Source organism: Halomonas sp. CnH100-B, assembly GCF_024124605.1.
In the GTDB taxonomy this organism is placed as follows: domain Bacteria; phylum Pseudomonadota; class Gammaproteobacteria; order Pseudomonadales; family Halomonadaceae; genus Vreelandella.
Map to the genome: position 1 here is coordinate 425,383 of NZ_JAMXRX010000001.1, position 18,985 is coordinate 444,367.

16 protein-coding genes are annotated in these 18,985 nt (G+C 55.3%); 13 read left to right on the forward strand and 3 right to left on the reverse strand.

Annotation, left to right across the window (positions count from 1 at the left end; all coding sequences use genetic code 11):
• The first annotated feature begins 145 nt into the window (after positions 1-145).
• From NH398_RS01855 to NH398_RS01880, 6 genes are all read left to right on the forward strand, one after another.
• Positions 146-1,033 (forward strand): branched-chain amino acid ABC transporter permease, encoded by an 888-nt coding sequence (locus NH398_RS01855; RefSeq protein WP_159342457.1) that lies wholly within the window; start codon positions 146-148, stop codon positions 1,031-1,033.
• Between the two features lie 2 nt (positions 1,034-1,035).
• Entirely contained in the window at positions 1,036-2,037 is a 1,002-nt protein-coding gene (locus tag NH398_RS01860) for a branched-chain amino acid ABC transporter permease (RefSeq protein ID WP_253016110.1), read from the forward strand.
• A 243-nt stretch (positions 2,038-2,280) separates the two neighbouring features.
• Positions 2,281-3,435 (forward strand): acyl-CoA dehydrogenase family protein, encoded by a 1,155-nt coding sequence (locus NH398_RS01865; RefSeq protein ID WP_253016112.1) that lies wholly within the window; start codon positions 2,281-2,283, stop codon positions 3,433-3,435.
• A gap of 55 nt (positions 3,436-3,490) precedes the next feature.
• Positions 3,491-4,606 carry an enoyl-CoA hydratase/isomerase family protein gene (locus NH398_RS01870; protein WP_253016114.1) on the forward strand — a complete coding sequence of 372 codons (1,116 nt, stop codon included), beginning with the start codon at positions 3,491-3,493 and terminating at the stop codon, positions 4,604-4,606.
• A 35-nt stretch (positions 4,607-4,641) separates the two neighbouring features.
• Positions 4,642-5,538, forward strand: coding sequence for a 3-hydroxyisobutyrate dehydrogenase (mmsB, locus tag NH398_RS01875; RefSeq protein ID WP_253016115.1), 897 nt, complete (start codon positions 4,642-4,644; stop codon positions 5,536-5,538).
• Positions 5,539-5,671: 133 nt separating this feature from the next.
• Complete coding sequence (locus NH398_RS01880) at positions 5,672-6,298, forward strand: glutathione S-transferase family protein (protein WP_253016117.1); 627 nt, start codon at positions 5,672-5,674, stop codon at positions 6,296-6,298.
• Here the strand turns inward: NH398_RS01880 and NH398_RS01885 are convergent.
• Positions 6,295-7,341: a 2-dehydropantoate 2-reductase gene (locus tag NH398_RS01885; protein WP_253016119.1), complete on the reverse strand. Its 1,047-nt coding sequence runs from the start codon at positions 7,339-7,341 to the stop codon at positions 6,295-6,297. The two genes, NH398_RS01880 and NH398_RS01885, sit on opposite strands and share 4 nt — an antisense overlap.
• A 449-nt stretch (positions 7,342-7,790) precedes the next feature.
• Between NH398_RS01885 and NH398_RS01890 the strand changes: the two genes are divergently transcribed.
• The 4 genes from NH398_RS01890 to NH398_RS16785 all read left to right on the forward strand — a co-directional run bounded on the left by NH398_RS01890 (position 7,791) and on the right by NH398_RS16785 (position 12,149).
• Positions 7,791-8,822: a CBASS cGAMP-activated phospholipase gene (locus NH398_RS01890; protein WP_253016121.1), complete on the forward strand. Its 1,032-nt coding sequence runs from the start codon at positions 7,791-7,793 to the stop codon at positions 8,820-8,822.
• Between the two features lies 1 nt (position 8,823).
• Positions 8,824-9,978 (forward strand): cyclic GMP-AMP synthase DncV-like nucleotidyltransferase, encoded by a 1,155-nt coding sequence (locus tag NH398_RS01895; RefSeq protein WP_253016123.1) that lies wholly within the window; start codon positions 8,824-8,826, stop codon positions 9,976-9,978.
• A 6-nt stretch (positions 9,979-9,984) separates the two neighbouring features.
• A complete protein-coding gene (locus tag NH398_RS01900) occupies positions 9,985-11,682 on the forward strand; it encodes a ThiF family adenylyltransferase (RefSeq protein WP_253016125.1) in 1,698 nt (565 codons plus the stop codon).
• Between the two features lie 65 nt (positions 11,683-11,747).
• Entirely contained in the window at positions 11,748-12,149 is a 402-nt protein-coding gene (locus NH398_RS16785; RefSeq protein ID WP_366070033.1) for a Mov34/MPN/PAD-1 family protein, read from the forward strand.
• A 761-nt stretch (positions 12,150-12,910) separates the two neighbouring features.
• Here the strand turns inward: NH398_RS16785 and NH398_RS01905 are convergent.
• Positions 12,911-14,701, reverse strand: coding sequence for a GGDEF domain-containing phosphodiesterase (locus tag NH398_RS01905; protein WP_253016127.1), 1,791 nt, complete (start codon positions 14,699-14,701; stop codon positions 12,911-12,913).
• A 345-nt stretch (positions 14,702-15,046) separates the two neighbouring features.
• Between NH398_RS01905 and NH398_RS01910 the strand changes: the two genes are divergently transcribed.
• Entirely contained in the window at positions 15,047-15,838 is a 792-nt protein-coding gene (locus NH398_RS01910) for a 2OG-Fe dioxygenase family protein (RefSeq protein ID WP_253016129.1), read from the forward strand.
• A 123-nt stretch (positions 15,839-15,961) separates the two neighbouring features.
• On the opposite strand, the gene NH398_RS01915 is transcribed toward NH398_RS01910, so the two are convergent.
• Entirely contained in the window at positions 15,962-16,489 is a 528-nt protein-coding gene (locus tag NH398_RS01915; RefSeq protein WP_253016131.1) for an invasion associated locus B family protein, read from the reverse strand.
• 169 nt (positions 16,490-16,658) lie between these two features.
• Between NH398_RS01915 and NH398_RS01920 the strand changes: the two genes are divergently transcribed.
• Entirely contained in the window at positions 16,659-17,456 is a 798-nt protein-coding gene (locus tag NH398_RS01920; protein ID WP_253016133.1) for a M48 family metallopeptidase, read from the forward strand.
• A 78-nt stretch (positions 17,457-17,534) separates the two neighbouring features.
• Positions 17,535-18,899: a CHAD domain-containing protein gene (locus NH398_RS01925; protein ID WP_253016135.1), complete on the forward strand. Its 1,365-nt coding sequence runs from the start codon at positions 17,535-17,537 to the stop codon at positions 18,897-18,899.
• Positions 18,900-18,985: the final 86 nt, after the last annotated feature.

An 18,985-nucleotide genomic window follows, 5' to 3' on the forward strand; every position in this document is an offset into this window, starting at 1 on the left:
CGGTCAAACGCCGCGAGCCAGGGCGTTGGCCGCCTTGGCTCGCCGCCAAGCAAGCCGTAACGGCGTGATGAAAAGGCGTTATTCACTATAAACGCGCTGGGGCAGCCCGCTGGGCTGCCCGCTTAGCGGCGAGGAGAGTCATACCATGACGATGATATTCGGCGTGCCAATGGCCGTGTTCATGGGCCAGCTAACGCTTGGGCTCGTGAACGGTGCCTTTTACGCACTGCTTAGTTTGGGCCTGGCGGTCATCTTCGGCCTACTGAAGATCGTCAACTTTGCCCACGGGGCGCAGTACATGCTGGGAGCCTTCGCCGCGCTGCTGGGCTTTCGCTACCTGGGCATCAACTATTGGCTAGCACTGATTTTAGTCCCGCTGGTGGTGGGCGGTTTTGGCATGCTGATGGAGCGCTTTCTGCTGCGTCGCATTGCCCATTTGGACCATCTCTACGGACTGCTGCTGACCTTCGGGTTAGCGCTGATTTTCGAAGGCACGCTGATCAACTTCTTCGGCGTTTCCGGGGCGCGCTATGCCACGCCTGAGATTCTACAGGGCGGCCTGAACCTGGGCTTCATGTTCCTGCCTACCTACCGTGCTTGGGTGCTGGTGGCGGCGCTCGCCATGTGTCTGTTCACCTGGTTCATGATCGAGCGCACGCGGTTGGGCGCTTACCTGCGCGCCGGTACGGAAAACTCTCAGCTCATGCAGGCATTCGGCGTGAACGTACCGCTGCTGATTACGCTCACCTACGGGTTCGGGGTCGGGCTTGCCGCCTTTGCGGGCGTGTTGGCGGCACCGCTGTACCCGGTATCGCCCACCATGGGCTCCAGCCTGCTGATCGTGGTGTTTGCGGTCGTGGTGATTGGCGGTATGGGCTCGATTCTCGGCGCGATCGTCACGGGCTTGGGAATGGGCATTATCGAAGGGTTGACCAAGGTGTACTACCCGGAAGCCTCTAACACCGTGATCTTTTTGGTCATGATTTTGGTACTCATGTTACGCCCCGCTGGGCTGTTCGGTAAGGAGGCATAACCATGACAACCACGCCTACAACATCGGCCGCGCCGCTCCCTTCAGCGGTGCAAGAGCGCCAGCGGCGCGCCAAGCTGCGGCGTAATATGTTTTATCTCGCGCTGTTGGCCATGGGATTGGTCGCGCCCTTCGTGGCGTACCCGGTCTTTTTGATGAAGATTCTCTGTTTTGCGCTGTTTGCCTGCGCATTCAACCTGCTGCTGGGGTACGCCGGTCTGCTCTCATTCGGCCACGCGGCGTTTCTCGCTACCGGCGGTTATGTCACCGGGTACCTGCTGGCCAGCTACCCAGGCTTGACGCCTGAGCTGGGTATTCTCGCCGGTACGTTCATGGCCACGCTGCTGGGGGCGCTGTTTGGCGTGCTCTCCATTCGCCGCCAGGGTATCTACTTCGCCATGGTGACGCTGGCGCTGGCGCAGCTCATGTTCTTCGTGTTCGTGCAGTCGTCGTTCACCGGTGGGGAGGATGGCCTGCACGGTGTGCCGAGAGGGCACCTGTTCGGAATGATCGATCTGAGCAGTAACCTCGCCATGTACTACTTCGTCTTCGCCGTGTTCGTGTTTGGCTTTGCAGTGATTCAGCGCGCCGTTCACTCCCCCTTTGGGCAAGTGCTGAAGGCCATTCGCGAAAACGAACCGCGCGCCGTGTCGCTGGGCTACAACGTGGATGCCTACAAGCTGTTGGCGTTCGTGCTTTCGGCAGCACTCGCGGGCTTGGCGGGTTCCACCAAGACCGTGGTGTTTCAATTGGCCTCGCTCACCGATGCCCACTGGCACATGTCGGGTGAGGTGATTTTGATGACGCTGCTGGGCGGCGTCGGCACGCTGCTCGGCCCGCTGATGGGGGCAGGGCTAGTGGTCAGCCTGCAGCACCTGCTGGCGCAGTCGCCGTTGGGGAACTGGGTAAGCGTGATTCTGGGCATCATCTTTGTGGTGTGCGTGCTGAGCTTCCGTAGTGGCATCATTGGCGAGCTGTCCAAGATGTATCGCAAGAACTTCAAATGACCGACTCCCGTTAACCGCGTCTGTCCGTGGATTGGGTGCCTTCGGGCACCCTTTTTTCTGCTTGTGAAATAAGGCCGTAAGCCCGTTTCTACGCCAAAGGTCGTGGAGGATTGGGTTGCGCACGATAGGCGAAAAATATAAGTTAACGTAAACGTCAACATTGCCAATAATGACAACAACCGTGTGTGACTTGCCTGCCCTTGGCAGCGGACGCGGGCCACCCACGCGCTGTGGAGATACGCCATGAATTTCGAGCTAAGTGAAGACCAGGTCGCTTTTTCCGATATGGCCCGGGCGTTCGCCCAGAACGAGCTAGAGCCCCATGCCGCCGAGTGGGACGCGGAGTCTTTTTTCCCCGTCGATGTGATACGTAAAGCAGGGGAGTTGGGCTTTTGCTCGCTCTACGCGCCGGAAAGCGTCGGTGGTTTAGGGCTTTCCCGGTTGGATGCCAGCATCATTTTCGAGCAGCTCTCGATGGGCTGCACTTCCACTACCGCGTACCTCACCATCCACAACATGGTGACCTGGATGCTGGCGGATTTCGGCACGCCGGATGCCGTGGCGCAGTGGGGCGAAAAACTGGCGACGGGCGGGCTGTTGGGTTCTTACTGCTTGACCGAACCTAACTCAGGCTCCGATGCCGCCTCGTTGAAAACCACCGCCAAGCGCGATGGCGAGCACTACGTGCTCAACGGCAGCAAGATGTTCATTTCCGGTGCGGGCAGCACCGACTTCCTGGTGGTGATGGCGCGCACCGGCGGCGAAGGCCCCGGCGGCGTTTCTGCCTTTGCGGTGGATGCCAAGAGCGAGGGCATCAGCTACGGCCGTAAAGAGGACAAGATGGGCTGGAACAGCCAGCCCACCCGCATGATCACCTTTGAAGACGTGCGCGTACCTGCTAACCACCTGCTCGGTAACGAAGGCGACGGCTTTAAAATCGCCATGAAGGGGCTGGACGGCGGGCGTATCAACATTGCCACGTGTTCGATCGGCACTGCCCAGCAGGCGCTCAATAAAGCCCGCGAGTACATGCTAGAGCGCAAGCAGTTCGGCAAGCGCCTGGCCGAGTTCCAAGCGCTGCAGTTCCGCCTAGCCGATATGGTGACCGAGCTGGTGGCCGCCCGCCAACTGGTACGCATGGCCGCCACCAAGCTGGATGCGGGTCATCCGGATGCCACCACTTACTGCGCCATGGCCAAGCGGTTCGCGACCGATGTGGGCTTTAAAGTATGCGATGAAGCGCTGCAGCTCTACGGCGGCAACGGCTATATCAAGGAGTACCCGATGGAGCGCTACGTGCGCGATACGCGCGTACACCGTATTCTGGAAGGCACCAATGAAATCATGCGGCTGATCATTTCACGCCGCGTACTGGCCGACGGTGCCGCCGAGCTGTAGCCGACCGAGTGCCCCTGAGCCTGAACACGAGCACTGAGCATACAAGGATAAGGTAATGAGTTGCGTACTGTTTGAAGAGCACACCACCCAAGATGGCCATGTGATTGGCGAGATCACCCTGAACGCCGAGCGCTCGCTCAACGCGCTCACCCTGGAGATGATCGAAGAGATCCTGCCGCGCCTGAACCAGTGGCAAAGCGACGAGCGGGTCGTGGCCGTGCTGCTGGACAGCGCCGGCGAAAAAGCCTTCTGTGCCGGTGGCGATGTGGTCAATCTCTACAAAGCCATTCAAGGCGAAGGCGCCGCCGATTTTCCCGAGCGCTTCTTCGAGAACGAATACCGCCTGGATTATCAGCTACACACCTATCCCAAACCGGTGATCTGCTGGGGCAACGGTATTGTTATGGGGGGCGGCATGGGCCTGCTGAGCGGTAGCAGCCACCGCATCGTCACGGAAACCTCGCGGCTGGCCATGCCGGAAGTGACCATTGGGCTTTACCCCGACGTGGGCGCAAGCTGGTTCCTGAATCGTTTGCCCGGCGGCACGGGGCGGTTTTTGGCCATGACCGGCGGGCAAATCAACGCGCCGGATGCGGTTCACCTGGGCCTCGCCGACCGCGCTATTGCCAGCCACTACCGTAATGAACTGGCTGAAAAGCTGCTGGCGGCCCGCTGGGGCGAAGGCGAAGATACGGACGCCCACGGCGTGGTGAACCGGGTGTTGCGCGAGCTGGAGCAAGCCTCTCAAAACGTCTTTGCAGAGATGGAAGCGCCGGTTTACAAGTCGTCTTCCTTGATTCGTGAGCTGATGGACCACGACACCGTCGAACAGATGGTCGAGGCCGTACTGGCGGTGAAGACCGACGACCAATGGTTCAGCAAAGCCCAAAAAACCCTGGCCCACGGTAGCCCTGTCTCGGTCAAGCTGATTCACGAGCAGCTCGCCCGGGCCAAGCATATGTCGTTGGCGGACGTGTTTCGCTTCGAGCTAGCACTCTCGGTGCAGTGCTGTCGCCACCGGGAGTTCCCCGAAGGGGTGCGCGCGCTGCTGGTGGATAAAGATGGCCAGCCAAGCTGGACCTACCCAGACGTGGCCTCGGTCGACCCCTCTTTCATAGACGAGCTGCTGGCTTCGCCTTGGGATACCAACCCGCTGGCAGACCTCACATAACGCACTCTCTACAACACGCTAATAAGGACAAAAAGATGACGACCGTTGCGTTCATTGGTTTAGGCAATATGGGCGGCCCCATGGCCGCCAATCTAGCGAAAGCAGGTTTTACCGTGCGCGCTTTCGACCTTTCCGCCCAAGCGCTGGACACCGCCAAGTCCCAAGGCTGCGACGTGGCGGCTACTGCCACGGAGGCCGCCACCGACGCCGACTTCATCATTTCCATGCTTCCTGCAGGCAAGCACGTGCGCGGGCTGTACGTGGATGGCGACGCGCCCCTCTTCGAGGTGATCAAACCCAGCGCGCTGGTGATTGACTGCTCGACCATCGATGCCGACACCGCCCGCCACGTGGCCGCTGCTGGCGCTGAAAAGGGTATCGGCTTTGTAGATGCGCCGGTCTCCGGTGGGGTAGGTGGCGCTCAGGCAGGTACGCTGACGTTCATCGTGGGCGGCTCGGAAGCGCAGTTCGCCCAGGCGCAGCCGGTGCTGCAAGCCATGGGTAAAAACATCTTCCACGCAGGCGACCACGGCGCGGGTCAGATCGCCAAGGTGTGCAACAACATGCTGCTCTCGATTCTGATGGCGGGCACCTGCGAAGCGATCAACATGGGCGTCAAAAACGGCCTCGACCCCGCCGTGCTGTCAGAAATCATGAAGCAAAGCTCTGGCGGCAACTGGGCGCTGAACGTTTATAACCCCTACCCAGGGGTAATGGAAAATGCCCCCGCCTCGAAAGGCTACCAAGGCGGCTTCCAGGTGGATTTGATGATTAAAGACCTCGGTCTTGCCATGGATGTCAGCCAGCAAAGCGCATCCCCCGTGCCCATGGGCTCGGCCGCCCGCTCGCTGTTCACCCTGCACAAAGCAGGCGGCAACGGCAAACTCGACTTCTCCAGCCTGCTCAAGTTGTATCAGGATAAGAGTGAGTAGTGAGTAGTGAGTGATAAGTGGTAAATCGTGAGGGGGTGGCGTAGCGCGTGGTAACGAGCAGCGCGAGGCACCCGCGAAGGGCGGCAACGCCGCCCTGGTCGCGCCACAAAACTAACCAACAACAAGGACTGCCATGGTTACGCTTTGGGGCCGCAACAACTCCACCAACGTCAAGAAAGTGCTCTGGGCACTGGAAGAGCTGCAACTGCCGTTCGAGATGGTCATGGCGGGTTTGCAGCACGGCGTCAACGACACGCCGGAATACCTTGCCATGAACCCCAATGGCCTAGTGCCGCTACTCAAAGACGACGCGACGCAAAGCGTGCTGTGGGAGTCCAACACCATCCTCCGCTATTTGGCGGCGCAGTACGCCCCTAACCATTTATGGATTGAAAGCCCCGTCAAACGGGCGCAAACGGAAAAGTGGATGGATTGGTCCAGCTGCTTGCTAACCCCCGCCCACCGCACCATTTTGATGGGCTATGTACGCACCCCACCGGAACAGCGCGATAGCACACTGCTAGACCCCGCCATCGCCACCTGCGAAAAACTCTTCGCCCAGCTAGACGCCGCGTTAAGCCAGCAGCAATGGTTCTCTGGCGATGAATTCGGCCTTGCCGATATCGCCATCGCCCCGTTCACCTACAACCTGATCAACAGCGGCCTCACCTGGAAACCCCGCTTGCATCTAACGCGCTGGACAGAACGGCTCGCCGAACGCCCCGCCTATCGCAAGGTCGTGATGATTCCTGTTACCTAAAACCCATGTTGAGCTGATCGTGTATCTTCGCCGCTGAAGAGGGGCAAACACCCCGTAGCGCGGCGTAACGAGCCACGCGAGGCACCCGCGACGGGCGGCAGCGCTGCCCCTGGGCTGTTGTCTTCAACCCCGGCTTCTACCTGCGCCAACTCCCTATCCAACCCCTTTAACACCTCACACTCCAACCCATGCCTCTCAGCGCGCTCAATCAAAGGCCCCAAAATCGCCCCGCGCTCGGTAGGCCGCTTGGCCTCCACATCCTGCAACATCGAGGCTTTATTGTTCGCGGTGTTCTCCACCACTTGCCACACCAACGCCAGCCAGGCGGCTTCACTCTCGCCACCGTTTGGTGGTACAACGCCTTCCTTCGCTAAAATCGCCGTCACTTCCTTCACCACGGCCACTACGCGGCCTGAGTAGGCATCTCCACGAAGCTCTCCGTTACGCACGCCATGCAGCGCCACCAGCGGGTTAATCGCCGCGTTCACCGCTAACTTCTGCCATAAGCGGCTACGAATATCGCCCACCGCCGAAGCAGTAAACCCAGCCTCACTCAACAGCGCCGCTAAGGCTTCCGCCAACCTTGTGTGCTCGTTATCCAAATCCCCCACAAACGTTGGCCCGCGCCCGGCGTGTACCACGCCATCATCCCCGGTTAAGTACGCCCCCTGAGTCGTGGTAGCGCACAGCACCGGCCCGGGCCACGTTTGGGTAATACGCGGCTGAGCATAAAAACCGTTCTGCCAAAGCACCAACGGGGTGGAAGGGGGTAGCGCGCTGGCGATACTCGACAGCGCCGCCTCGGCGGCCATGGCTTTGGTGGTGAGATGCACGAACGCAGGTGGTGCAGGCGTATCCGCCACCAATCGCTCAGCGGTAAGTGAGGTTAAATGTTGAACACGCACGTCGCCTTCCGGCGTGGTCAGCACCTGCCGCGATGGCAATGCACGGCGGCCAATTACCGCCACATCAACAAGCGGGGCTAGGGAGTGCGCCAACAAACGGCCAATGGCCCCAGGGCCAAGAATCCAGTGGGTAGTCATGGGTAAAGCGTCTTCAGCAGCGTGAGTGCCGCCAAGCTTACCGCGTTCGGTGTGGGGAGGCTAAGGAGTGAAAAGGGCGTAGTGGGACTATTTTTTAGTGACGGGAGTAAGGATAGTTTAGTAGGTTTGAGGTTAAGATAATTTTATTAGTCGATAGTGAGTTGAAAATTGCGATGCTTATTACTAAGCAGTAAGTGATGAAGTGCCAGCTCTAGACCCAAAGTGGCCATGCCGGAAAAGGCCGCGGCCTTCTCGATCCGTGTTATGCAGCTGTTCGTAGACCGATGTCCACGATTACTGGGTAAGGTCAATGTCGCGCTTGTCAGCAATCATCGGCACCAAAAATGGTGGTAACGGTGATCACAAATGACGCAGGAAGTGAGATAGGGCGGGTCTCGGCTTCAGGCTCACGTATTCAGGAATCATATTAGCTAGGAGGCTAGCATATTATGGGGCAAGTCGAAGCACAAAAGCATAAACCGTGGAACCCAAAGGACCCGGAGAAGGAGTTCTGGATCCTGTCGCTTTCAGGCGGGGGATATCGAGGTCTTTTCAGCGCTGAGATATTGAAAGCGCTTGAGCGTGTGGCTGGTGGTCCGCTAGCGAATAAATTCGACTTGATCGCAGGGACCTCGGTAGGAAGCATCTTGGCATCAGCTGTAGCAAAAGAGCTTCCTGCATCCGAGCTTCCCTCCCTGTTTACTGAACATGGTGAGGACATCTTTGCCGCCAGAAGACTACTTGGTGGTTTAATAAAATCCCCTGGCTTCTTTGCATCAAGGTATAGAGCAGATGCATTGAAGAAACTTTTGTCGAGAGAAGACCTGTTGTCATCATCCACCTTCGATGACCTACATCATCGGTTAATTATACCGACTGTCAATTTGAGTAAAGGTGGTCCACAATATTTCAAGACCCAGCATCACCCGAGGTTCACACAAGACGGTAGGCGCAAAGTCATAGATGCAGTCTTAGCGTCTTCTGCGGCACCGATATACTTCCCTGTACATAAATTTGATAATAATAGATACGCCGATGGAGGGCTAATTGCCAACTCCCCTCTTTTGGCGGCCATTCATGAGGCTGTATACATATTAGGTGTGACTCCTGAGAAAATAAATGCCGTTTCTGTTGGCACCATGGGTGGACACTTAACAATAGACCCAAAGATGAAGCTAGAAGCAGGCTTGAAACAATGGGGGGTCAATCTTGTATTAATGCAGATGACAGCGCAAGAAGCTATGCAAGACTTCATGGCTGGTCATGTTATTGAAAGCAGGTTGATAAACTTGGATAAGCGGCAGAGTAAAGAGCAGTCTGGACGAATCAGCTTAGACAGTGTTGATCATAATGCTCAAGAGGTTCTTCAGGGAAGTGCTAGCACAGTTGTTCAAGAAAAACTGCACGATGACAACATCCTGTTCAAGAAATGGAAGGAACATTTAGCTGAAAAACCGATCTTCTTTAACCAGGAGTCTTAAAGTGGCGAACTATAACCAAGTATTAAATAGAAAAGCAGAACCAAAGTGCTATCTTAAGCAGCTAGATCCTAGCGAAAATGACGTAGAAAAGCTTATGGAGGCCAAGCAAAAAATTCGTGCAACGCTTCGCCAAGGGCTTAGAGAAGCTACTGAGCAGCACTTTGGTAAAGGCAACGGTGTAACACCGCGATTTTTTACGCAAGGGTCATGGGCCTATAAGACATGTAATGCTCCTTGCCAACCACATCAAGAAATGGATTTGGACATTGGTGTCTATCTCCCTATGGAAAACTGGCGTGATGGGGATACTACACCGTCAGATGCTGCTGATATCTATTTTGGCATGGTTGAAATGTGCCTCACACCTTTGGCTGAAGCAGAGGGATGGACCTTCGATAATAAGGCAGTCTGTGTCAGGCTTAAGCTAAACAATGGCATTCAAGCTCATGTTGATGTCCCTCTTTATGTGGCTCCGAAAAAAGAGTTCCTTGAAATTAAGGAAGCCGCTGCTGCTAAGTCAGCACAAAATAGAGCTTTTGACTCTTCCTTTGAGGCGTTCCGCGAGCAAGAGTGGTCGGAGCTAAACCATATAGCTTTGGCAACACGAGATGAAGGATGGAAGCTGTCTGACCCTCGCAAAGTAGCTGACTATTTCAACAAGCATTTTTCACGGGATAATGGAAGGCAGCTACGCCGTATCTGTCGTTACTTAAAAGGTGCTAGAGATCACTCCTTTGACCGTGGTGGCCCATCGTCTGTGCTTCTGATGGTTTGTGCATCATGGGATTGGGTTAGCTATCCAGAAAGAGATGACCTTGCACTACTAAATGTTCTTGAGCAGTTGGGCGATCGATTACAGGGCGCAGTAGTTGAACCCTCTATCCATTCTGAGGAGGACTTAAATCGTGTTGCCATAGAGAAAAGAGGGGAAGTTAAGCAATGGGTTGATTCGCTATATGGGGCATTGAGACATGCTGTAGAGAATCGAAACCCTGATTATGCACCTAGCCATTTACGACTCTTGCAAAGCTATATGGATCATCGAGTACCACAAGATCCCGAGCTAATTACATGGATTCCCGGTGCAGCAGAAATTAGCTCAACACCTGCTCAAGCACGTCCTCAACCTCAAAATCACGAAGTTATTTCAGGATAGGTAAGCATGAAAGTTAAGCTGGCCATAGAAGACTATTTGATGCGCTGCGGTTTTGAACTAGACTCAACTCCTGGATTCCTTGAACATCGATGTTTCTTTGGCCAGCTTGACCGGCAGGGAATTGATCCGATAAACGTTATGATTGTGATTTATGACTGGACGTTGTCAACGTATCCGATCATTTTCCTTCAAGAAGGTGAACGGCACTACAACTCAAGAAATGCCCACATCAACTTCAATAGAAGTTTATGCTATATAGCTCCAGGTGATGCAGTAGTGTTGAACTCTTTGTATCCAGAGAGTGCTATAGAACTTTGTTTGACATCTGCCTCAAAACTTATTGCGAGACTAGATGCCAATGACCCTTCTCTTTTGGAAGATTACAGGGACGAGTTTCATGTTTACTGGTTGAATGATACGTCTCTTATTTATTCATATGACAATCTTTCATCATTTTACTATCAGCTATATATTGGTACAAGAAAAAAACAATCTCTGTGGCTGGTTCCTCTAGACTACGATGCTGAGCATCCGCTATTAAAGAATATTCTCCATGCTGAATTTAGTAATGCTGTGGGACATGCTTTTGTAATCACAGTTGATCAGGACTGGCCCACAAATATCACGGCACCTTTGCCAGAAAATTTGCAAGAATTTCTGGAGTGGCTTCGGCTCAATAGTCCAAATAAATTGCGAGAGTTTGTGGAATTAACAGCCGACCCTGTTTTTTGGATCTCCTCAATTCCAGCCATTATCATCAAGACTCCTAGTCATGCATTGGTTGCTACTTTTATGGCGGGTTCAGCTTCAAAAGGAGCTGTCAAAATACCCATAGATAAACTTCATTTATTGGGAGGTTATAGTCTTTATCAGCCAAAAAATCCTCTTCTTAAAATTCCTATAAAGAGATGTTATGTAGAAGATGCTAGTAAAAAAGCCATACATTCAAGAAATGGAAATCCTAGCTTTTCTGATCAAAATATCCTGGTGATTGGAGGAGGTGCAATCGGAAGCTTTCTTTCCGATGCTTTAGCTATGGTGGGAGCGGGATCATCCAGCGGAATTATAACTATCCTTGATAAAGAAGAGTTGGAAACAGGTAATTTGACACGCCATACACTTGGAATGCGAGACCTTAATACCTCAAAGGCCGAATCAATTAAAGAAAAAATAAATCGTGAAATGCCGCATGTAGCCGTCAATAGCATTGCCGGTGATGCACAGAAATATCTACATTTTGGTTATGATCTGATCATAGATGCAACAGGCTTGGAAGCTTTTTCACGATGGTTGAATAATAGGCATTTGGAGCATTTGCGTAGTGGAGGGGGTACGCCTGTCATTTATGCCTGGTTAGAAGGTGAAGGTATGGCTTGGCGATCTCTTTTGGTTAACAGTGCTGCTGGTTATGCGTGTAGAGAGTGTCTGTATATTCATAGAGAGGATGGTGAGCGGGAGCTGAGATTTCCCCATGGCGATGAGCCTATCAACTATCGATATGTTGGTTGCAAAACCATTATTCCATACGCGGCGACAGCCGCTATGCAAGCAGCTTCTTTAGCTTGTGAGGCAGCTGTCGACTGGTATCAGGGTATCGAAACCCCTCGTTTCAGAGGTGGCCAGAGATCTGGACGTAATTATGTTAGTTTCGTTGACCATGACCTAGAACAACAAGATGAGTGCCCATCGTGCAGGATGACTTAGTATTGTTTCCCCAAGCCGAGTGCAAAGTGAAAGCAGTTTTGTTTCCAAGAGTCACCTTGGATCTAATGCTTCAATATCGACAATCGGAAAGATCTACTCCCGAGTCGGGAGGGATGATTTTAGGTCGGATACGTAAAGACTATCTTGATATCGCCGATGTCACGGCACCTGGTGGGCATGATATTCAATCCCGATTTCAGTTCATTAGGCGGGATTGTAGCCATTATCAGGTGGCTCTTGAGGCCTGGCAGGCTTCAAATAGCGAAGTCGGCTATCTTGGAGAATGGCATACTCACCCAGAAGATAGTCCTAAGCCATCACCCATCGACATAGTAGGGTGGAAGAAGGTTGTTCTTGATGGCCACAGCCCCTACTGCTTTTTCGTTATAGTAGGTGTTCGGTCATTCTACTTTTGTGCAGGTTATCTAGACTCGAGTGGAAATGTACGTTTTGAGGTTTTTAATTAAAGGATTTGGCTCATAGAGCAGGTGATCTATGCGGCTTTGTTTATAATCAAGCATGAAGAGATGCGAAGTGAATGATTTAAGAGAAGAGGTGGAAGGCGAATTCATTTTTATAATGCTTTAATCTGCATTCCCATGGATTTGCTATGAGAAAGTATATGGATGTTTTTATAATGGCATCTCTAGTTATTGTAATTGCGTTGTCTGTATATGCTTTTGAAGTTTTCTCCTTTTGAGCTGCACATGCTTTAGTGTAGACATCAGCCGTCTGTCAGGAGGACACCACGTCCCGAGTTCGATAGCTCATCGTGTAACCTATTGATTTTATTCAATCAACGGCCTTTGTAGTGATACGTTTTACCTCATGCACAGCTTACCATCCTGGTGAGTCTGTCAGTATCGTGCTGGTATGCAGTTGCGATACGAGGTTTTTTTTCTTTCACAAAATCAACCATCTACGCCGATTGGTGGTTGTTGTAGTGCCAATTCTGGAAACGTGTTTTCCGAAAAAATCAGTTATTTACGCTTCTAACTGTCGAACTCGGGCACCCAGTATCAGGATGAGTGGCGGCAACACGATCGGCTGCTCTGAAGCCAGCGAATTAAACTGGATGTCATATCAGCGACCGCTAAAAGACCGCTCCTGGCCGACAACAGCCCTCCAGCCATGGCCCCAGGTTCAACCCCACCAATCAATAGAGGTCGCCCACAAGCTCCCCAAAATACGGCAACTAATAGAGATGCACGCCAAACCACAACACCCCTCAGCCCGACACCCCCTCATGACCAGCCACAAACCCACTCAACAGCCGTTCGATTTCCTGGGCAGGCATCGGGCGGAAGAAAAAGAATCCTTGGACGAGGTCGCAGTGCATATCGCGCAGCAGGGATAACTGTTCGGCGTTCTCGACGCCCTCGGCCACTACCTCTAATCCCAGCCGGTGGCCGATGAGGATGGCACCCTCCATGATGGCCCTGTCCTTCGGCTGCATGGGCGCGTCGTGGATGAAGGAGCGGTCGATCTTCAAGGCGGTGACGGGAAAGTGCTTGAGGTAGCTCAGGGAGGAGTAGCCGGTCCCAAAGTCATCGAGGGCAATGCGAATACCGCGATGATAGAGGCGTCGCAGGTCCTCCAGGACGGTCTCGTCGGCTTCGATCAGGATATTCTCGGTCAGTTCGATGCCGATATCTCGCGGCCCTAAGCCGTGGCGCTGCAGTGAATCTTCGAAGCGCTTGAGTGCATCGAGGCGCACCAATTGGCGACCCGAGATATTGATGTCGATGCGGTGGTGAAGAAATCCCTTGGCGCGCCATTCCGCTTGCTGGCGGCATGCCTCTTCGATGACCCAGTCGCCCAGGCGATGAATCAAGCCAGAACGCTCGGCCAGTGGAATAAACTCGGCAGGGGAGATCGCCGGGCCTTCGCTCGTCTCCCAGCGGATCAAGGCTTCGAGGTTCTCTATTCGTCCACTGGCCACCGAGACCTGTGGCTGGTAGTGGAGGGAAAATTCGCCGTTATCCAAGGCTTCTTCGAGTCGCGCCGAGAGGTGGTGCTGACGCACCAGCTCATCATGAAGCTTCTGCTGAAAGAAGCGCAGCGTCCCCCGGCCCGCCAGTTTGGCGCGGTTCTTGGCCACATCGGCATTACGGATCAATTCGCGAGACGAGTCGCCATTTTCGGGAAAAAGCGCCACGCCCAGGCAGGCGGTGACCTGACGCTCCCGACCATCGAGAACGAAAGGTTGCCGGAATACATTCTGGACACGACGAACGACTCGCCTCACATCGGTGGCTAGCTGGGCGCAGGGAAAGGCCAGCACGAATTCATCGCTAGAGACGCGGGACACGAGGTCCGTGGCGCGTTGGCACTCGCGTAGCCGCCGGGTCAACTCAACGAGCAGGCGATCACCCTGATCGTAACCCAGGGCATCATTGATCTCGACGAAGTGATCGATGTCCACGTAGATAGTGGCTAGGCCATGACCTAAGCGCCGACAGGAATCCAATAAACCGTCTAGGTCGACCTCGAAAGTCTGGCGATTGGGAAGATGGGTGAGCCTGTCAAACCGGGTGGCGAATTCTAGTTCACGATGGGCACGCTTTTGGCCGGAAAGGTCGACATCCACGCAAAACAGCAAGGGGGAATCGGTGTGCTCATTGAGCATCAGGTGCTGGGAATAGACCGATACCGGCTCACCGGTTTTGTGCTTGAGTTCGAGCTCACCGGCGGAGATAGCGACGCCTTTTTCAATCCAGGCACGATGCGCTTGGATCACGCCGTCACGCATGAAGGCAGGGATGATCAGGTCTTCCAGTAACTGCCCTTGGGCTTCTTCGGCGGTGTAGCCGTAGAGGCGAGTGCTTCCTTCATTCCAGTAAATCACTCGGCGATCACGATCATATCCCTGAACCGCCACCTTCGGCAGGCTCTCTAGCAGGGAGCGAAATCGCTGCTCGCTTTCTAGGTATTGGCGGCGTACTAACGCGACGGCGTCTTGGTCGGCTTCTTGCGGAGCGCTGCCATCCGTTGAAGAGGGCTTTGTTGCCTCTGACACCAGCGCACTAGACAACGCCCTGCGATGTTTCTTCAGGTGCTTCGAATCTCTATGTTGTCGAGAGTCGCTGGCCGTCATGGTATTCACTTAGAGAGGTAATACGTTTAAGCGCCATCGTGATGGCAACAGTAGGCACCTTATATGAAGCATCCTACACCCATTCGTAGGGGATAACCTACACATAAAACGGCATCCTTGGCCTGATTCTTTTTTCAACGAAATCACTCTCTTTAACTACATTTCTTTGACATATTCCTGCCGTTCTTTTCATTTTCATCCTGTTGGCTTTGGTGTTCACACCGGCCACGCCGGGCAATGTCGCCCAGTTAACAGGAGAATACTTACATGAAACTCGATACTTTCAATCACGGTGTCGATATCACCGCCATGCCTGCGGATTCACTCGCCGATTATTGGAAGCCGGACGTGACCAAAGCGCTGCAACATCACGATTGGGCGACAACCGATATTCGGGATCGCATCGATCTGGCTGCTTGGCAGGGGTTCGTGGCGGACCTGCCACGTGACCCCTACGTCAACCTTCGCTGGAAGCGGATGTCGTGGCTGGCTTTGAATGATCAGGGAGACGTGGAGGAGATGGGGCAGTGCCCCATGGCACAGGGCGGTGCTTTTAACGATGCGGAGAGCATGGCGGACCGCCTGCGGTATTACGATCCGCTGACTGAGGAGTTTTTGGCACGCCCCGATGTGAACGACTTCGTTCGCGCCTGGGCAAAACTTTGGAATATTGGCGCCCACGAACCCATGTTGATGCAGATCACCGGCGTTCGCGGAGAAGGCCGCGTCGACCCCCTTCAGGGGCAGGGCATTCATGCCGATGGCTGCAAGGCCCTCAGCATTCTGGTCCTCAATCGGGAAAACGTGGCGGGGGCCGAAAACCATCTTTACGCAGACAAGGCTGGCACGCAGCCCCTGGTGGATATCACGCTCAATCCCGGTGATATCCTTCATCTGCGCGATGATCGGCTCTTTCACAGCGTGGACGGAATCGCGCAGCTCGACAGCGAGGCACCTTTCGAGCGGTTCATTATCATCATCAACAGCCGTTTCGTGGATGATTTCCAGAACCGGATGCTGCGTCGCTACTTCCCGGAAGCGGTCCTCAACGAGAGTTAATAAACCCCTCACTACATCCAGCCTTTAGTAACACAAACGCCCCCGGAATCCGGGGGCGTCTTGGTTGTGCCTCGCGCTTGCGCTGCTGAACACCCTTGCGCGCCGAGCTGCTCGGACGTTGCCTTAGGGCGCAATGCGCGTGCTGGCGTCGGTGAAGCCGATCAGCGAAATGTCCAGGTCCATGCGATCACCGCGTGGGCCAATCATGCTGAGGGTGGCCGTATTGCCACTGCGCAGCTGCTGCAACATCGACGGCTCGATGGGGGCGTCGGCACGGCAGCCTTGCTGTTGGCAAACCTGATAGGGGAACTGGATGGGCTCGCCGTCATCCACTACCAGTTGCAAGCCCGCGGCCAAGCGCACGCCCAGCGGGACGAAGAAGCTCATCACCGGGCCGTCGATTTGCGGCGGGTAATCGAGAACTACCTGCATCAAGGGCTGATCGCTGCCGGGTTGGGTAACCATTTGTACCATTGCACAGCGTGTCGGGCCCTGGCCCTCCTGGCAGCGCACTTCCCAGTCTTGAAACGACTCGGTAGTGACATTCTCGCCGGACGCGGCGCCCGGCTGTTGGCCGAAGGCGCTGGTTGAAAACGCCAAGATCGATAGCAGGCCCATCATGCGCAGGGTTTGAGTAAAGCGGTGTGGCATTGCGTCATCTCCTGTTGGTTCGTTAATGGTAAGCAATACCACCACCATGCCTGCTTGTGCGCTTGATATCCAGCATAGAGGCGGAATGTAAACACAGCGCGACGCGCGACAGGCCTTCAAAGCGCCGTATACTCTGGCTTACGTTTCTTGATGTAGGCGACCCTTGTTTATGCAAAAGCGATATGTACGCCCCCTTTTCTGGCTTGCGCTGCTGGCGTTACTGGCGGGCTGTGGTGAAACGCCCACCGGGCGCTCCCAACTGGCCCTGGTCCCCGGCCCGCTGATGGCAGACATGGGCGCAGATACCTTCAATCAGCTACGCAACACTCAGCCGATCAGCCGCGATGCGCAAGCAAACCAACTAGTGCAGTGCGTGGCGCAAAAAGTAGTGGCGGGTGCGCAAGCGAGCTACCCAGGGCTCGATTTCCCCGAGCGTTGGGAGGTGGTGGTGTTCGAGGACCCATCTCCCAATGCCTTCGCGCTGCCGGGTGGCCGCATTGGGGTGCATAGCGGCCTGCTACGGGTGGCGGAAACTCCGGCCCAGCTTGCCGCAGTGATGGGGCATGAAGTCGCCCACGTGTTGGCCGACCACGGCAACGAGCGCTTGACCCAGCAGCTCGGCATTAAAGCCGTGCTGCTGATGGTGGGGCTTCTGGGGGAGGGCGAGTTTGGCAGCCAGCAGTTGATGCAGGCGCTGGGCGTAGGGGCCCAGTTGGGCATCAGCCTGCCGTTCAGCCGTACCCACGAAGAAGAAGCCGACTTGATGGGCCTGGATATCATGGCCCGCGCGGGCTTCGACCCCCAGCAGAGTGTGGCGCTGTGGCAGAACATGGCGGCGGCTAGTGATGGCCAGCCTCCGGAGTTTTTATCGACGCACCCGGCACACGAATCGCGCATTCGGTCACTGCAAGGGGCGCTGGAAGAGGCCACGGAGACTTTTCGCAGCGTGGCGCCGGCGCAGTGCTGAGCGAGCAACGCGCCGTTGCCCTGCAAAGCGATGGCTGGTCTAAACTTGGCTCATGACCTTTAGCTTGGGAGGCCTCCCATGCGGCACCTCACGTTAATGCGGCACGCCAAAGCCCAACAGCCCAGCGGCGAGATGACCGACCATCAACGCCCGTTGAGCAAGCGTGGCGTGCGCCAAGCACACGCCATGGCGTATGTACTACAGCGCTGGCAGTCGTTGGCGGGTAAGGTTTGTGTTAGCACAGCGTTACGTACCCGACAAACCTTCGATGCCATCGAATCGCTGCATCTTCAGCGTCAATTAGATCGCCACGTGCTGCTGGATGACGCGCTTTACACCTTCGACGGCGATGCGCTGCTCGCGTGGCTCAAAGCCTTGCCCAATGACACCGAGCGGGTATTGGTGATTGGCCATAATCCCGCCTTGGTCGAGCTGGCGCAGTGGCTCGACGACGACGCGCCTCCCTCGCTACCCACTGGCAGCGTGCTGCATTTCACCTTGCCTGATGCCCCTTGGAACGCGCTAGAGCCGGGCAGTGCCACGCTCACCGGTGGCTTAACACCTGATACCGCCAGCTACGCGCTGTTCCAGCGTCGTGCCGACGAGCCGCCCCAAGCCAATGGCGATGTTGCAAACCGCTTGCATGAGGCGTTGGTGTATCAACACCAGCGGGTGAAGGCGCTGAAACCCGGCGTGATGGCGGGTGTCGACCCTGAGTTTCTTCATCAATACCGGGTGAGCCTGCGCCGCAGCCGGGCGATGCTGGAATCGGTGCGCGCCATCACGAAGGCGTCTGGGTGGAAGCCGTGGCTAACGCAGCTCAAGCGGCACGCCCGCGCCACCAGCGACCTGCGCGATCTCGATGTGGTGCTGGCTGATCTCGATGACGTCGAGGTACCCCTCTCGATCTCGACCCAGCAGCACCTGCGCCAGTGGTTACAGAGCTGCCAACGGACGGAGCACGTGGCGCTGTGCCAGCAGTTGAATGCGCCGGGCTACCCCGAGGCCCTTGAGGAGTGGCAGCGCTGGCTAGCGTCAAAGGCGTGTAGGCAGGCGCTGGCCAAGCTGTCGCCCAAACGCATTCAAGCAGTGCTCGATGAGCGGGTGAAGCAGCATCAAAAGGCGCTGGCGGCGCTCTCGATCGACGACCCTGACGCATCGTTTCATGACCTGCGCAAGGACGTGAAGCGTCTTCGTTATTTGGCCGACCTGCACCCGACGACCTCTACATCGTTCTTGAAGGAGTTGAAACGCCGTCAGCGAGTATTGGGTCGCTATCAGGATCTTTGCGTACGCCAAGCTTGGCTGGAAGCGTTTAGTGCACGCACTGAAACCACCGGACCAGAGCGCCAGGAGTGCGCCGAGTGGCAAGCCGCACTGGCGTCCCAAAAGCAGATGCTGCGCCAAAAAGTGCTGGCGTGGGCACCGCTCCCGCGCCATTAGACCCTGCTTCGCGGCGGCTTGCCGCTTGTGCTAAGGGTATATATGATTCGTATACATTTCGTATTCGAAGCATATATCGAGGTTGC

Excerpts from the sequence above, each read along its gene's own strand:
- NH398_RS16785 (WP_366070033.1), top strand. The coding sequence starts at position 11,748 with ATGCTTCAATATCGACAATCGGAAAGATCTACTCCCGAGTCGGGAGGG.
- NH398_RS01900 (WP_253016125.1), top strand. The coding sequence starts at position 9,985 with ATGAAAGTTAAGCTGGCCATAGAAGACTATTTGATGCGCTGCGGTTTT.
- NH398_RS01915 (WP_253016131.1), bottom strand. The coding sequence starts at position 16,489 with ATGCCACACCGCTTTACTCAAACCCTGCGCATGATGGGCCTGCTATCG.
- NH398_RS01910 (WP_253016129.1), top strand. The coding sequence starts at position 15,047 with ATGAAACTCGATACTTTCAATCACGGTGTCGATATCACCGCCATGCCT.
- NH398_RS01920 (WP_253016133.1), top strand. The coding sequence starts at position 16,659 with ATGCAAAAGCGATATGTACGCCCCCTTTTCTGGCTTGCGCTGCTGGCG.
- NH398_RS01890 (WP_253016121.1), top strand. The coding sequence starts at position 7,791 with ATGGGGCAAGTCGAAGCACAAAAGCATAAACCGTGGAACCCAAAGGAC.
- NH398_RS01880 (WP_253016117.1), top strand. The coding sequence starts at position 5,672 with ATGGTTACGCTTTGGGGCCGCAACAACTCCACCAACGTCAAGAAAGTG.
- mmsB (WP_253016115.1), top strand. The coding sequence starts at position 4,642 with ATGACGACCGTTGCGTTCATTGGTTTAGGCAATATGGGCGGCCCCATG.
- NH398_RS01925 (WP_253016135.1), top strand. The coding sequence starts at position 17,535 with ATGCGGCACCTCACGTTAATGCGGCACGCCAAAGCCCAACAGCCCAGC.
- NH398_RS01865 (WP_253016112.1), top strand. The coding sequence starts at position 2,281 with ATGAATTTCGAGCTAAGTGAAGACCAGGTCGCTTTTTCCGATATGGCC.
- NH398_RS01885 (WP_253016119.1), bottom strand. The coding sequence starts at position 7,341 with ATGACTACCCACTGGATTCTTGGCCCTGGGGCCATTGGCCGTTTGTTG.
- NH398_RS01860 (WP_253016110.1), top strand. The coding sequence starts at position 1,036 with ATGACAACCACGCCTACAACATCGGCCGCGCCGCTCCCTTCAGCGGTG.
- NH398_RS01855 (WP_159342457.1), top strand. The coding sequence starts at position 146 with ATGACGATGATATTCGGCGTGCCAATGGCCGTGTTCATGGGCCAGCTA.
- NH398_RS01870 (WP_253016114.1), top strand. The coding sequence starts at position 3,491 with ATGAGTTGCGTACTGTTTGAAGAGCACACCACCCAAGATGGCCATGTG.